At 69.2% G+C, this 13,865-nt stretch carries 13 protein-coding genes; 8 read left to right on the top strand and 5 right to left on the bottom strand.

Annotated features, from left to right (window positions below):
- Window positions 1-486: glycosyltransferase (locus P7D22_RS05270; protein ID WP_319933160.1), on the top strand; the 486-nt coding region annotated here is incomplete at its 5' end.
- Between the two features lie 176 nt (window positions 487-662).
- Complete coding sequence (locus P7D22_RS05265; protein ID WP_319933159.1) at window positions 663-2,702, top strand: WecB/TagA/CpsF family glycosyltransferase; 2,040 nt, start codon at window positions 663-665, stop codon at window positions 2,700-2,702.
- Between the two features lie 12 nt (window positions 2,703-2,714).
- On the opposite strand, the gene P7D22_RS05260 is transcribed toward P7D22_RS05265, so the two are convergent.
- A complete protein-coding gene (locus P7D22_RS05260) occupies window positions 2,715-3,251 on the bottom strand; it encodes an ankyrin repeat domain-containing protein (protein ID WP_319933158.1) in 537 nt (178 codons plus the stop codon).
- A 142-nt stretch (window positions 3,252-3,393) separates the two neighbouring features.
- On the opposite strand from P7D22_RS05260, the gene P7D22_RS05255 reads away from it, so the two are divergent.
- The 4 genes from P7D22_RS05255 (at window position 3,394) to P7D22_RS05240 (ending at window position 8,941) form a co-directional block, all read left to right on the top strand.
- Complete coding sequence (locus P7D22_RS05255; protein ID WP_319933157.1) at window positions 3,394-4,317, top strand: manganese catalase family protein; 924 nt, start codon at window positions 3,394-3,396, stop codon at window positions 4,315-4,317.
- Between the two features lie 382 nt (window positions 4,318-4,699).
- On the top strand, window positions 4,700-5,773 hold the full coding sequence (gene metX / locus P7D22_RS05250; protein ID WP_442916029.1) for a homoserine O-acetyltransferase MetX: 1,074 nt from the start codon (window positions 4,700-4,702) through the stop codon (window positions 5,771-5,773).
- 4 nt (window positions 5,774-5,777) lie between these two features.
- A complete protein-coding gene (gene metW, locus P7D22_RS05245) occupies window positions 5,778-6,461 on the top strand; it encodes a methionine biosynthesis protein MetW (RefSeq protein WP_319933170.1) in 684 nt (227 codons plus the stop codon).
- Between the two features lie 110 nt (window positions 6,462-6,571).
- Complete coding sequence (locus P7D22_RS05240) at window positions 6,572-8,941, top strand: HAMP domain-containing methyl-accepting chemotaxis protein (protein WP_319933156.1); 2,370 nt, start codon at window positions 6,572-6,574, stop codon at window positions 8,939-8,941.
- 3 nt (window positions 8,942-8,944) lie between these two features.
- Here P7D22_RS05240 and P7D22_RS05235 read toward each other — a convergent pair whose 3' ends face one another.
- From P7D22_RS05235 to P7D22_RS05225, 3 genes are all read right to left on the bottom strand, one after another.
- Window positions 8,945-9,454 (bottom strand): 2'-5' RNA ligase family protein, encoded by a 510-nt coding sequence (locus tag P7D22_RS05235; protein WP_319933155.1) that lies wholly within the window; start codon window positions 9,452-9,454, stop codon window positions 8,945-8,947.
- Between the two features lie 3 nt (window positions 9,455-9,457).
- Window positions 9,458-10,093, bottom strand: coding sequence for a DedA family protein (locus P7D22_RS05230; protein WP_319933154.1), 636 nt, complete (start codon window positions 10,091-10,093; stop codon window positions 9,458-9,460).
- 96 nt (window positions 10,094-10,189) lie between these two features.
- Window positions 10,190-10,681, bottom strand: coding sequence for an NUDIX domain-containing protein (locus P7D22_RS05225; protein ID WP_319933153.1), 492 nt, complete (start codon window positions 10,679-10,681; stop codon window positions 10,190-10,192).
- A 127-nt stretch (window positions 10,682-10,808) separates the two neighbouring features.
- Here P7D22_RS05225 and P7D22_RS05220 point away from each other — a divergent pair, with 127 nt between their 5' ends.
- Complete coding sequence (locus tag P7D22_RS05220; RefSeq protein WP_319933152.1) at window positions 10,809-11,714, top strand: metallophosphoesterase family protein; 906 nt, start codon at window positions 10,809-10,811, stop codon at window positions 11,712-11,714.
- Here P7D22_RS05220 and P7D22_RS05215 read toward each other — a convergent pair.
- A complete protein-coding gene (locus P7D22_RS05215) occupies window positions 11,698-12,582 on the bottom strand; it encodes a hypothetical protein (RefSeq protein WP_319933151.1) in 885 nt (294 codons plus the stop codon). The two genes, P7D22_RS05220 and P7D22_RS05215, sit on opposite strands and share 17 nt — an antisense overlap.
- Before the next feature lie 151 nt (window positions 12,583-12,733).
- Here P7D22_RS05215 and P7D22_RS05210 point away from each other — a divergent pair, with 151 nt between their 5' ends.
- Window positions 12,734-13,849 carry a sugar ABC transporter substrate-binding protein gene (locus tag P7D22_RS05210; protein WP_319933150.1) on the top strand — a complete coding sequence of 372 codons (1,116 nt, stop codon included), beginning with the start codon at window positions 12,734-12,736 and terminating at the stop codon, window positions 13,847-13,849.
- Window positions 13,850-13,865 lie beyond the last annotated feature (16 nt).

Genomic DNA, 13,865 nt, shown 5'->3' with positions numbered 1-13,865 from the left:
ATCGTCGAGGCCCTGCGGGCCACCAGCCACCCGGGAGCGACGCTCGACATCGTCGGCCGCCCGGGCTGGGGCGTCGATGCCGCGGCCCTGGCGGCCCGGCCCGGGGTGACGCTGCACGGCTACCAGCCGACTGACGCCGTGCGGCGCCTCGTCGAGGCCGCGGATGCCTTGATCTCCACCGCCCATGACGAAGGCCTGGGGCTGCCGCTGCTCGAAGCCCAATATGCCGGCCTGCCGGTACTGGCGCCCGACCGCCCGGTGTTCCGCGAGGTGCTGGGCGAGGGCGGCGTCATCCTCGATGCCGCCGATCCTGCCGGCGCCGCCGCGACGATCGGGGCGGCGCTGTCCGGCCCCGACTGGCGCGCCCGCTTCGTCGCGGCGGCCGAGCGCAATCTGGCGCGCTGGAACACCACGGCGGCCCAGGACCGCGCCACCGTGGTGGCGCTGCTGCAGGAGCGCCAGGCGCTGGCGGCGCAAACACGGTAAACAACCGTTCATAATCTCAAGTAAAGCAAAGCTTAACCGACCATTCGGGTTTCGCCAGCATCGAAGAACACGGGCTTTGCCCTAGTCCCGAAGATGGCCGGCCGACCCTCTAGTCTTCGATCGGCGATGCGCACATCATTCCCGTCACGCAATTTGCGTGGAAATGGAATGCAACGATGTCCGTGGAGTGCGCCGAAACTCCCCTGGCGATGGTGGACAACCAGCCCATCAACGTCGCCACCATGTCCGACCTTGTCGGACGCCTGATGGACCTGTGCCGGCGCGGGGAAGGGTTCACACTCTTCACGCTCAACCTCGACCATCTGGTCAAGCGGCACCGCGACCATGCGTTCCGCTCGGCCTATGCACGGGCGACGCTGGTCAGCGCCGATGGCTGGCCGGTGGCGGCGGCGGCACGGCGCCAGGGCGCGCGGGTCGAGCGGGTCACGGGCGCCGACATGATCCTGCCGGTTTGCGAAGCCGCGGCGCGCGAAGGCGTGCCGATCTTCTTGTTTGGCTCCTCGACGGCGTCGCTCGACGCGGCCGCCACGGCGCTGCTGCGCCGCTTCCCCGCCCTCGACATCCGCGGCACAGAGGCGCCCCCGATGGGCTTCGACCCCACCTCTGCGGCCGCCCATGCGATGGCTGAGCGCATCGCGGCCTCGGGCGCGCGGCTCTGCTTTGTGGCGCTCGGGGCGCCGAAGCAGGAGCTGTTTTCCGATGCCATGACGGCGAAGTTTCCCGGCATCGGCTTCCTGTGCATCGGGGCGGCGCTCGACTTCGTGTCGGGCCAGGCCCGGCGGGCGCCGCTTGCCGTGCGGGTCCTCGGGGCCGAATGGCTGTGGCGCCTCGTCAGCGAGCCGCGCCGCCTCGCGGCCCGCTACGGCGATTGCGCGATGTTTCTGGCCCGCATGATGGCCGGTCGCACGGAGCGGCCGGCACGCAGCGACCCGTCCGTCGCCGCGACGCCGTTCCGCCTCTGCGTGCTGCACCCGATGGACCCGCGCGGCTCGAAGCTCGGCGGCATCGAGACCCACGTGCGCCAGATCCTGGCCCGCCACCCGCGCGACTTCTCGGTGTTGTTTGTCGGCGTCGACGAGTTCGGCGACAGCCCCCTCGGCGTCGTGCGGCGCGTCACCGTGGGGGATCGCTCGATCGACTTCCTGCCGGTCGCCCATATCGACCGTGACAGCATCAACCTGCCGGGCAAGAGCCTCGGCCAGTCGACCACCTTCCGGTTCGCCTGCGGGGTGTTGCGCCACCTTTGGGCGGTGCGCCGCGCCGCCGGCCGCGCCGCCACGGCCGACCTGCAGCGCTTCGAATTTGCCGGCCTGGCGCGGCTGCTCGGCCTGCCGGCGATCCAGATGGTGCATGGCGAAGGCGCCAAGGATCAGGCGATGGACAGCCTGATCAAGCGGTTCTGGTTCGTGCACCGGGCGAATGAATGGCTGGCCTTCCGCCTGGCCTCGCGCATCCTTTGCGTCAACGCCAATATCGTGCGCCGCATGGAGCGGCTCTACCCGGCGGCGGCGCGGCGCGCCGAGGTGATGACCGTGTCGGTCGACACCGCGGTGTTCGCCCCGCAGCCGATGCCGGCTTGGGATGGCACCTTCCGGGTAATGTTCGCCGGCCGCCTCGACAGCTTCAAGGACCCCGGGCTGATGTTTCGCGCGCTGGCCGGGCTGCACCGCCGACTCGGTGGCGGCGTCGCGTTCCATTACGTCGGCACCACCGACCCGGACCGCTACCCGGAGTTCGCCGCCATCGCGCCCTTCACGGTGCGGCACGGCTACCAGCCGGCCGATGCGGTCACGGCCATCGCGGCCCGGAGCCATGCCGGCATCCTGACCTCGTTCTTCGAGGGGATGCCCTGCTACCTCCTGGAAATGCTGTCGGTCGGCCGGCCCTTCGCGGCGATCCGCCTGCCGCAATACGATCCGCTGATCGTGCCCGGCATCAGCGGCACCCTGGTGGAGCGCACCGACCCCGATGCGGCCTGCCTCGATCGGCTCGTCGACGCGCTGGCGGACCTGCGCGACGCCGTGGCGGCGGACCGCCTCGACCCCGCCGCCATCCATGCGCTCGCGACGCCCTATTCGATCGACGTGCAGATGGAACGCATGTTCGCCCATCACCGGACGCTGCAGAGCCGCGCCGCCTCGACCGGCCTGCCCGGCCTCGGCTGGGTGAGCCCGCAGATCCCCGAGGGGGGCTGAAATCGGCCTGGTTTAGGGCGAATCAGGCAGATCTTCATCGGCCGGCAGCATGCGCGGCGTCGCATAAGCGTTCATCTTCTCGGCCAGCTGGCGCGCCGTCATGCCAAGGCCGTCGCGGGCCGCGGCATTGGCGCCCCGCCCCAGCAGCATCTCGACCAGCCCGGGCCGGTCGAACATCGCGGCCATCATCAGGGCCGTGCGGCCATCCGGGCCGGCGCCGTTCACCGCGGCCCCGCCGTCGAGCAGCGCCGTCACCACGCCGGCGTCGCCCTTGAAGGCCGCGGCACCGAGCGGCAATTGTCCACGATCGTTGGCGACCTCGGCGTCACCACCATGCCGCATCAGGGCTGCGACGGTCGACGCATGGCCATGGTAGGCGGCCAGCATCAACAGGCTGTCGCCCTTGTGGTTGCGCAGGTTCGCCGGCATGCCCTGTTCGAGCAAGGTCGTGAGCGTGTCCACCTCGCCGACGCGGGCATAGCCGAACACCTTGCCCGCGAAGGCGATGACCTCTTCGTCGAGAGGCGGCTTTTCGGTCGATGCGGTCATGGTCATCCTCTCGGTTCCCGCGCCAGATACCGCGCCAGCCTGGCGAGCGGAAGCCGGGGGCTGTCAGCATGACGCACCCCTGACCCGGACCCATGCGGAAAACGAGACGTTGGCCCTTTGATTAACCACAAGGGGCCAGCCAATGTTTATGCGCGTCGACAAGCTACAAGCCGAACTTCCGGCACCCAAGAAGGCCGATCCGAATGCGGCCGCGGCTCTCCAGGAACTCCTGGGCGGCAAGTACGGTGAGATGTCGACCCTCAACAACTACATGTTCCAAAGCTTCAACTTCCGCTCGAAGTCGAAGCTGCGCCCCTTCTATGATCTTGTCGCCAGCATCACGGCCGAAGAACTTGGCCATGTCGAGCTCGTGTCGAACGGCGTTGTCATGTTGGCCAACGGCCCCGACAAGCCGGAAAACGAGAAGGGGGGCGCCGATATCTCGGACGCGCCCTGGGCCGACATGCAGGATATCCGGCTGGCCCAGTCGTTTCTGGCCAATGCGGGTGGCGCCACGCCAGTGAACAGCGGCGGCGTGTCTTGGAACACCGATTTCGTTACCACCACGGGCAATGTCGTGGTCGACCTACTGCATAACTTCCACCTGGAATGCGGTGCCCGCCTGCACAAACTGCGGGTTTACGAGACCATGAAGACCGACACGGGCCGCGAGGTCTGCGGCTATCTCTTGGTGCGCGGCTCCGTGCACGCCCATTCCTATGCGCTGGCCCTGAAGCAGATCACTGGCGTTGCCATCGAGAAGATGCTGCCGACCCCGAACATCAACCTCAGCAAGATTCCTGAGTGTCAGAAGTACCTCGACGAGGGCTCGCACCGCCGCCTCTACACCTGGAGCGAGACCGACTACAAGTCGATCGCGGGCCTGTGGAACAGCAGCGAGGGCGCGCTCCCCGGTGACCCGCCGGGCGAGCTCGAGGTGGTGGACGGCATGCCGGAAGGCGGCAAGATCCACGACCTGACCGGCGTCGCCTCGGCCTTCACGCCCGACTACGCGCCCGAAGAAATGTTCGAGATCGCGACCAAGCTCTACAAGGCGTCGCGCTAACCGGTTCGACGGGACGGGGAGGAAATTCCCTCTCCATCATTGCGAGGCGACGCCGTCGCCGCGGCAATCCAGGGACGCCGCGTTCCTGGATTGCTTCGCTCCGCTCGCAATGACGGCGGAGACATTCATAGGAACCGTGCTCTGGCACGGCGCAGTCATGCAAGGGCTGCGGCGCTTCAGGCTAGCCTGGTCAGCTTGGCTGCTTTGCTTGACTCGCCCATTTTACGGGTCCATTCTTTCGAACAAGATGTTCGATATACCGAACGCGTTCGAGGGACTTTCCGTGGCATCGCCTTTTGCCGCCGCGCGCATCCACCATCACCGGGAAACCCATACGCCCACGAGCCTCGTGGTCAGCTTTCCGGACGACCAGCCGCTTGCGATGGATTCCGGCGTGCCGCTGGCTCCGCTGACGATCGCCTACCAGACCTATGGCACCCTGAATGCCGACCGATCCAATGCGGTGCTGGTGTGCCATGCCCTGACGGGCGACCAGCATGTCGCCAATGTGCATCCGGTCACCGGCAAGCCCGGCTGGTGGGACGTCCTGGTAGGCCCAGCCAAGCCGATCGACACCGACCGCTATTTCGTCATCTGCTCCAACGTGGTCGGCGGCTGTCTCGGCTCGACGGGCCCCGCGTCGCTCGATCCCGCGGGCCGCGTTTATGGGCTCGACATGCCGGTGGTCACCATCCGGGACATGGTGCGGGCCCAGGCCATGCTGGTCGACCACCTCGGCATCGACACGCTGTTCTGTGTCGCCGGCGGCTCGATGGGCGGCATGCAGGTGCTGCAATGGGCGGCACTGTTCCCACAACGCGTCTTTGCCGCCATGCCGATCGCCACCGCGGCCCGCCATTCGTCGCAGAACATCGCCTTCCACGAGGTCGGCCGGCAGGCCATCATGGCCGACCCCGACTGGTGCGGCGGCCGCTACATCGATGCCGCCACGCGCCCCGAGAAGGGCTTGTCGGTCGCCCGCATGGCGGCGCACGTCACCTACCTGTCCGACCAGGCCCTGCATGCGAAGTTTGGCCGCCGCCTGCAGGACCGCGCCGCCCCGACCTTCTCGTTCGACGCCGACTTCCAGGTGGAAAGCTACCTGCGCTACCAGGGGCGCAGCTTCGTCGACCGTTTCGACGCCAATTCCTACCTCTACATGACGCGCGCCATGGACTACTTCGACCTCGCGGCCGATTACGGCGGCGTGCTGGCCCATGCCTTCAAGGGCACGGCGACGCGCTTCTGCGTGGTGTCGTTCACGTCCGACTGGCTGTTCCCGACCTCGGATTCGCGCGCCGTCGTGCATGCGCTGAATGCCGGGGGTGCCTCGGTGTCGTTTGTCGAGATCGAGACCGACAAGGGCCATGACGCCTTTCTGCTCGACATCCCGGATCTCGTGGCGACCAGCCAGGGCTTCCTCGATGCCGCAGCGCGCGCCCGGGGCCTCGGTTGAGATGATGGCCCGCATCACCGGCCAAACCTTCGGCATCCGCCGGCCGGCGCCGCTCACCGTCGCGGACGCCCGCAGCGACCATCGCCTCGTGGCCGACATGGTGCGGCCCGGCAGCCGGGTGCTCGACCTCGGCTGCGGCGACGGGGCGCTGCTGCGCCTGCTGGCCGACACCCGCGAGGTCGACGGGCGGGGCCTCGAACTGTCCCAGCGCGGCGTCAACGATTGCGTCGCCACGGGCTTGTCGGTGATCCAGGGCGATGCCGACACCGACCTCGACGCTTACCCGGACGACGCCTTCGATTATGTGATCCTCAGCCAGACCCTGCAGGCGACGCGGCGGCCCAAGGTGGTGCTCGAGAACCTGCTGCGCATTGGCCGCCATGCCATCGTGTCGTTCCCCAATTTCGGCCATTGGCGGGTGCGCCTCGACATCGCATGGCGGGGCCGCATGCCGGTCAACGATCGCTTGCCCTACAGCTGGTACGACACACCCAACATCCATTTCTGCACCGTGCGGGATTTCCTCGATCTCGCCGCCGCGGTCGGCGCCCGCATCGAACGCGGCGTGGTGCTCGACCGTGCCGGCCGGCCGATGCGCGACGCGACGCCCTGGTGGGTGTGGAACATCTGGGGCGAGCAAGCCGTGTTCCTGCTCAGCCGCGGCCCGGCGCCGTTGGTCAAACCGTAACCCTGCCGGTCGAAAGTGCCTGGTTTCGCTGCGAGAAACGCAGATGACCCCGCTTCCTTAACGTCACTCTCAGGTGTCGATGCTTGGCTACCCCTAACAAGGGGAAGCCGATGTCGCCTGCACCGCATAAACCCGCACCGGTCCGGTTTGGAATCGCGGCGCGGCTCAGCGCCGCCTTCCTGGGCCTTGCGGGGCTGGCCGCCGTGGCGGGCGCATCGTCGTCCTGGTTCTCGCTGCAAAGCGCCGGCATCGTCAGCGCGCTCGGATCGCGCACCTTGCCGACCGTCACGGCCTCGCTGTCCTTCGCCCGGCAGAATGCCATCCTGGCCGCCGAGGCCCCGGGGCTGGCGTCGCAAACCAGCCTGGGCGGCCTCGCCCAGCACGCCGAGCAGATCGACGGCATGCTGGCGGCCCAGGCCGAGGGTCTCGCACGCCTGCGGGGCAGGGTCGGCGTGCCGGACCAGTTGGAAGCGATCGAGCGGCACAACCGGGACCTCGCGCCCAAGATCGCCGACCTGAAGGCCGCCGCGGCCGAGCGGATCGGCGTGGCCGACAAGATGCAGGTGGCGGTCGGGGAAGCCCTGTCGCGCTACCAGGACCTGATGGATTTCGTCAGGCCGCTCCAGGAAGCCTTGCAGACCGCGGTCGGCGGCGACATCGACGCCCTCGGCAAGGGCAACAGCGGCGCCACCCAGACGCTGGCCACCGACCTGAAGACGCTTCAGGCCGCCATGGACGTCCAGGCCAACGCCAATCTCGCCTTCGGCATGCTGTCGGCGGTCGCCAACGCTTCCGACAGCGCCCTGTCGGACATCGGCACCCAGTATAATTGGGCCGAGGTTTATCTCGGTAAGGGCCTGAAGGCCTTCGGCAGCGGCGCCGACGCCGACCGGCTGGCGCCGCTCGTCAAGGCGCTGCTCGACATCGGGGCCGGGCCGAGCGGCGTCTTCACCCTGCGCAACCAGGCCACCGACATCGGCGGCCGCGTCAACGGGCTGCTGAACGACCTCAATGCGGGCTCTGCCGTGCTGAGCGAAGACGTGAAGGTGCTGGTCCACACCGAAGAAGACCTGGCCCAGAAGGCCGTCGATCGCTCGGCTGCGGTGACGCGCCAGACGCTCGGCGTCAACGCCGCCACCAGCGGCCTGGTGATCGTGGCGGCCTTGCTGATCGGCATCGTTTATGTGCGCCGCTCCATCACGCGCCGGCTGATCCGGCTGGCCGGGGTGATGGGCCGGCTGGCCGCGGGCGATCGCACCGCCACGGTGGCGACCGGCGGCCGCGACGAGATCACCGCCATGGCGGCGGCCGTGGGCGTGTTCCGGGACAACATGCTGGCCGCCGACAGGCTGGCCGGCGAAGCGAGCCGGTTGACGGCCCAGCGCGAGGCCGAGCGTGCGGCCACCGAGCGCGAACGGGCGCTCGCGGCCGAACAGCAGGCCACAGTGGTGCAAGGCCTCGCCAGGGGGCTGACCGACCTCGCCCATGGCAAGCTGTCGCAAGAGATCGTGACACCCTTCGCGCCAGACTACGAAAGCCTGCGGCTCGACTTCAACGACGCGCTCGGCCGCCTGCGGGCCGCGATGCGCGAAGTGGTGGAGAATGCCGACCAGTTGCGCAGCGGCACCGATGAGATCGCCGGCGCGGCCGACGACCTGTCGCGCCGCACCGAGAACCAGGCCGCCAGCCTCGAGCAAACCGCCGCGGCCCTCGGCGAGGTGACGGGCGCCCTGCGCAAGACCGCCGACGGCGCCGTTCATGCGCGCGACATCGTGGGTGCCGCCAAGGCCCATGTGGAACAATCCGGGAAGGTCATCCAGGATGCCGTGGCGGCGATGGGCGCCATCGAGGCCTCGTCGGGCGAGATCGGGCAGATCATCGGCGTGGTGGACGAGATCGCCTTCCAGACGAGCCTGCTGGCGCTGAACGCCGGCGTCGAGGCGGCGCGGGCCGGCGAGGCGGGCCGCGGCTTCGCGGTGGTAGCGTCGGAGGTCCGCACCCTGGCGCAACGCTCCGCCGAAGCCGCCAAGCAGATCAAGGCGCTGGTATCGGCCTCGCGCACCCAGGTGTCGCACGGGGTGGCGCTCGTCGGCCAGGGCGGCATCGCGCTCGAGCGCGTGTTGAGCGAGGTGAGCGAGATCAACGCCATCGTGAGCGAGATCGCCCGTGCCGCGGGCGAGCAAACGCTCGGGCTCGAGCAGGTCAACGTGGCCGTGACCCAGATGGACCAGGTGACCCAGCAGAACGCCGCCATGGTGGAGGAAACCACCGCGGCCAGCCATCACCTGGCCCAGGAGATCGCGGCGCTGACGCGTTCGATGGGACGCTTCCAGCTCGGCGACGCCGCCCCGGCCGCCGTGGCCCATCCGCCCCGCCAGGCGGCCTCCCGGCCGGCCGTCGCATCGCGGGGCCGGACCGGCGGGGCCGCGACGGCCCTTATGGCCGAGGCCGAGGTTGACGAGGGCTGGTCGGAGTTCTGACCGTCAGTCGGCCGGTCGCCACCGCACGCTGCCGGCCGGCTCCCAGGGGCCGCCACGGTACCACCACAGGTCGAGGCCGATCAGCGCGCCCGTCTGCTCGACGGCACCGGCCGCCAGCGCCTCAAGCGTGACCCGGGCCTGCTCGGGCTTCACCTTGTTCTGGACCGTCACATGGGCGCGAAAACCCTGGCGGTCCTGCGCCGTCAGCCAGGGGCCCCAGGCGGCCACGAGCCCTTGACGTAACGCCATCAGGGCCGGGCACACCACCTCGATGGCGACGCCGCGACCCAGAAACCTGAGTTCTCCGGTGCGGTACGGCAGCACGGCTCCGGCTTCACGGTCGAGGCGCTCCAGGATCGCGTCATGTTCCACCCCGGGCAGGGCGTGGAACAGCGTCAGGTGGGCCGGCACGATGTTGAGCTTGGCCGGGAAATACCGGTCGCGCAAAGCCTGGAACCACGGCCCGGACACGGCATCGAAGGCGGCCGTCAGGATCAGCGGGTCAGCCGGCATGGTTCAAACCCGCTCGCGCTTCAGAGCCCCGAGCCGATGCCAGATGAACCAGGCCCCGGCCAGAACCACGACGACCACGATGACGGCATCGAACTTGTGGAAGGTGGCGCGCAGTTCGGGGTTCTTGTCCCATTGGTCGCCGAGGCTCGACCCCACCCAGGCCAGCAGGTAGCACCAGATCCAGGACCCCACGAAGGTATAAAGGTGGAACGGCAACAGCGGCATGCGGGCGATGCCGGCCGGCAGCGCGATAAAGGTCCGCACCACCGGCAGCAGCCGGCACACGAAGACCGTGATGCCGCCGTACCGCGCGAAGAACCGCTCGGCCCAGTCGATGTCGCGGCGCGTCACCAGCACGCGGCGGCCCCAGCGTTCGACCGCCGGCCGGCCGCCCCGTGCCCCAACCGCATAGGCGATGGCGGACCCGAGGTTGCAGCCGAGCGCGCCGGCGGTCGCCAGCGCCCATAAGCTGAAACGGCCCGTCGAGGCGAGGTAGCCCGCGAACGGCATGATGATTTCCGACGGCAGCGGGATGCAGGCCGATTCGACCGCCATCAGGAACGCCACGCCGACATGGCCCGTGGTGTCGATGATGGCCGTGATGACGGACGCCAAGGCGGCGATGATTGGTTCCAGCACCCGATCGGTTCTCCGAAGCGTTTCGCCGCTTCTGCCATCGAACGGCCGGCGACGCGACCAGAAAGGCGTACCGGCTCGGCCGATACGGGCTCGGCCTTACCAATCGGCGCTGCGCGGCGCCCGTCCGGCGATCTCGTCGAGGCGCGCCCGCGTGGCGCCCGCCAGATCGGCCGGCAGCCCGTCGAGGGGAAAGAAGCGCCGCTCGGCGATCTCGAGGTCAGGCCCCGGCAACGTGGCGGGCCGCTCGAAGGCGCGCGCCACGAACACCGCCACATGGTCGCGCCGCGACGCCTGCCGGTTGAAGAACATCCCGTGCAGCGTCATCGGCCCTGTGACCGCGACGCCCGTTTCCTCCCGGGTTTCACGCCGGGCCGCGTCCTCGAGGGTTTCTCCCGGCTCGACGCCGCCGCCCGGCAGGTACCAGCCCTTGAGGTAGGAGTGCTTCACCAGCAGCACCCGTTCCTCGGCATCGATCGCCACCACCCGGGCGCCGAGCGTCATCGGCCGGACCAGGCGGGCCGCCAGGTGGATGGCCGGGCTGGCGAAGGGCATCAGGACGGCGGGCAGGCGAATGAAACAAACCTCCACGAATGCGGGCTCCGCGACACAATGGCCCGCCGGGCGCGCGGCGCCAACCCTCGTTCGGGTGATGCGAGGCTCAGCCGCTCCTCGGGCGGCTTGACCGCCGCGTGAGGGCACGTCACAGGACTGCTCCGTGACCTTTCTGCTCGCCCACCTGTCGGACGCCCACATCGGGCCCCTGCCGACGCCCCGCTACCGCGACCTGCTGGGCAAGCGGCTGACCGGCTACATCAACTGGAACCGGCGGTCCAAGCTGCACGACATGGCCGTGCTGGCGCGCCTCGTCGACGACATGCGGGCCCAGAACCCCGACCACACGGCCATGACGGGCGACATCCTGAACATCGGCCTGACGGCGGAATTTCCCTTTGCGCGAGACTGGCTGGCCGGGCTCGGGCCCACCCATGACGTCAGCTTCGTGCCCGGCAACCACGACGCCTATACGCGCTCCTCGGCCAAGCACATCTCGGCCACCTTCGCGCCCTGGACCTCCGACCAGGCGCCCGGGCCGGCCCGCGAGGTGGCCTTCCCGTATTGGCGACGGCGTGGCGACGTGGCGCTGATCGGCCTGTCGTCGGCGATCCCCACGGCGCCGTTCCTGGCCTCGGGCGCGCTCGGCCACGAACAGCGCGACGCCTTTGCGGCGCTGCTCGACGATGCGGCCCGGCAGGGCCTCGCGGCCGTCGTGATGGTGCACCACCCGCCCAACGAGGACGGGGCTTCGACCGGGCGCGGCCTGCGCGACGCGCGCAAGTTCGAGGACATCATCGCGCACCATGGGGCCGAACTGGTGATCCACGGCCACAACCACCGCTCGAGCGTGGCGCTGCTCGAAGGGCCGCGCGGCCCCGTGCCGGTGGTGGGCGTCGAATCCTGCTCGGCCGTGCCCGGCACGCCGGGGCACCGTGCCGCCTACCACCTGTTCCGCCTGGACCGCCAGGGGGCGGGCTGGACGATCGAAGGGCAGAAGCGCAGCTTCGATCCGGTGTCGGGCGGCTTCTCGGTCGAAGCGAAACTCGACCTCAGCCGGTCTCACTGAGGAGGTCGGCCTCGACCGCCGCCAGCACGGGAGCCCAACGTCCGGGCTCCGGCTGCCGGTGGATCCGCATCGTCGGATACCAGGGCGACGCAGCGCCATCGGCCATCCAGCGCCAGTCCGCGTCGTGCTTCAGCAGCAGGGTCACCGGCCGGGCGAGCGCCCCCGCCAGATGGGCCACCATCGTATCGACCGTGACGACCCGGGCCACGCCGGCCACCAGGGCCGCCGTTTCCGCGATGCCCGGCGGGCAGCCGTCAGGGTTGAGGCAGGGCAGGGGCGCCCGGCCTGGCACCAGCGACACGCAGGGACGCGCTTCGGCAAGACGTGACAGAAGAGCGGGCGGCACTTCGCGGGCCTTGTCCCAATCGCCCACCTGCCAGCAGAGCCCGAGCGTGCCGGGCGGCAAGGCCGCAGCAGGGGGGCCGGCGAGGGTGGGCGGCGGACAGGCCTCGGGTCGCAGCCGCAACGCGAAGCCGAGTTCCATCACCTCGATGTCGCATTCCGACGGCGGCACGGGGGCCGCGACATCGAAGGCGATCACCCGGGCCAGCCCCGGCATGCGGGAGAGCAACGGCACGAGGGCGGGCTGGCATTCCAGGCTGACGGAGGCCGCCCGCGCCGCCAGGGCCGGCAGAAAGCGGGCGAATTGCAGCGTGTCGCCAAGGCCGTGATAACAGCGCACCAGCACGTGACGTCCGGCGAACGAGCGACCGTCCCACACCCAGCGCAGGTGGTAGGGCAGGCGAGGATCGTCGCGGGTCGCAGGGTCATGCGCGGCCAGCACCGCGGCATTGACGGCCCAGGCGGCCTCGAAATCGCCCCGGCGCATCGCGGCGAGCCAAGCCCCGTGCAGATCCGTCGCCGTCATCATCGCGTCCCGAACCGAGCCAGGTAAAGCGACGGGGTTATCGCGATCTGCGGATGCACCGAGCTTTACTCGCGCTCCCACAAACATGCTAGTGTGCCCCCAACATCAAGGCGAGAGCGGCGAAGCCGCCACGCAGTCCGGAGGGGACCCCATGAAATCGCTCGTACTCTCGTTGCTCGCCGGCGCCTGCATGGTGGGCGTCGCGCAGGCTGCCGGCCCGGAGGTCGTGTCGGGCCCGAGCGCCGATGCGCAGTGCTTCGTGCCGTGGACGGCCCAAACGAAATTCTTCAAATACGCCAAGAAGCCGGGGCCCTACCGGGTCGCGCTCGCCAACGGCTTCATCGGCAACACCTGGCGCATTCAGATGGTGAAGACCGCCAAGGCCTATGCGGAGCAGCCCGAGGTCAAGGCCGAGCTGAAGGAGTTCAAGGTCGTCTCCACCGGCGAGGACATCGCGGCGCAGATCTCGGCCATCAACAACTTCATCGACTCAGGCTACGACGCCGTCGTGGTCGACGCCCAGAACCCGACCGCCTTCAAGGCGGTTGTGCGTCGCGCCAAGCAGGCCGGCGTGGTGCTGGTGGCGTTCGACAACACGATCGACACCGACGAAGCCATCAACGTCAACGTCGACCAGGAAGGACTCGGCAAATATTGGGGCGACTGGCTGGTCAAGAGCCTGCCGAACGGCGGCCGCATCCTGGAAGTGCGCGGCGTTGCCGGCACCTCGGTCGACAACGATCGCCACAAAGGCATTCAGGATACGCTGAAGGCCTCGGGCAAGCCCTTCGAATCGGTCGAGGTGGTGGGCAAGTGGGACGACGGCACCTCGCAGAAGGTGGCGGCCGACGCCATCGCGGTGAACAACAAATTCGACGGCATGACGTCCCAGGGCGGTTCCACCGGCATGGTGCGGGCCTTCATCGACGCCGGCCTGCCGCTGGTGCCGGCCGCGGCCGAAACCGAGAATGGTTTTCGCAAGCTTTGCCTGACGAACGGCGACAAGGGCCTGAAATGCGCGTCCGGCGGCACCGGGCCGGCGCAGGTCGCGGTGGCGATCAAGACGGCGCTGGCGGCGCTGCACGGCGACGTGGTGCCGCAATCGATCCGGCTGCCGCTCGCCCATGTCGAGGCGCCCGACTTCAAGGCGGGCGACAACACCTTCCCGAACCAGACCGACAACTTCTTCGTCGGCAACGCCTTCCCGACCTGCGGCATCAATTTCACCGCGCAGGAGATCATGGGGCAGTCGGAAGGCAGCCAGTAAGGCGCACGCACGCGAG

Source organism: Lichenihabitans sp. Uapishka_5 (genome assembly GCF_033947565.1).
Classification (GTDB): domain Bacteria; phylum Pseudomonadota; class Alphaproteobacteria; order Rhizobiales; family Beijerinckiaceae; genus Lichenihabitans.
The sequence above is the reverse complement of the archived record's forward strand: the minus strand, read 5'-3'. Positions and strand labels throughout refer to the sequence as shown.

Excerpts from the sequence above, each read along its gene's own strand:
- P7D22_RS05235 (WP_319933155.1), bottom strand. The coding sequence starts at position 9,454 with ATGCCGGCTGACCCGCTGATCCTGACGGCCGCCTTCGATGCCGTGTCC.
- metW (WP_319933170.1), top strand. The coding sequence starts at position 5,778 with ATGGCCCGCATCACCGGCCAAACCTTCGGCATCCGCCGGCCGGCGCCG.
- P7D22_RS05260 (WP_319933158.1), bottom strand. The coding sequence starts at position 3,251 with ATGACCGCATCGACCGAAAAGCCGCCTCTCGACGAAGAGGTCATCGCC.
- P7D22_RS05255 (WP_319933157.1), top strand. The coding sequence starts at position 3,394 with ATGTTTATGCGCGTCGACAAGCTACAAGCCGAACTTCCGGCACCCAAG.
- P7D22_RS05215 (WP_319933151.1), bottom strand. The coding sequence starts at position 12,582 with ATGACGGCGACGGATCTGCACGGGGCTTGGCTCGCCGCGATGCGCCGG.
- P7D22_RS05265 (WP_319933159.1), top strand. The coding sequence starts at position 663 with ATGTCCGTGGAGTGCGCCGAAACTCCCCTGGCGATGGTGGACAACCAG.
- P7D22_RS05240 (WP_319933156.1), top strand. The coding sequence starts at position 6,572 with ATGTCGCCTGCACCGCATAAACCCGCACCGGTCCGGTTTGGAATCGCG.
- P7D22_RS05210 (WP_319933150.1), top strand. The coding sequence starts at position 12,734 with ATGAAATCGCTCGTACTCTCGTTGCTCGCCGGCGCCTGCATGGTGGGC.
- metX (WP_442916029.1), top strand. The coding sequence starts at position 4,700 with ATGGATTCCGGCGTGCCGCTGGCTCCGCTGACGATCGCCTACCAGACC.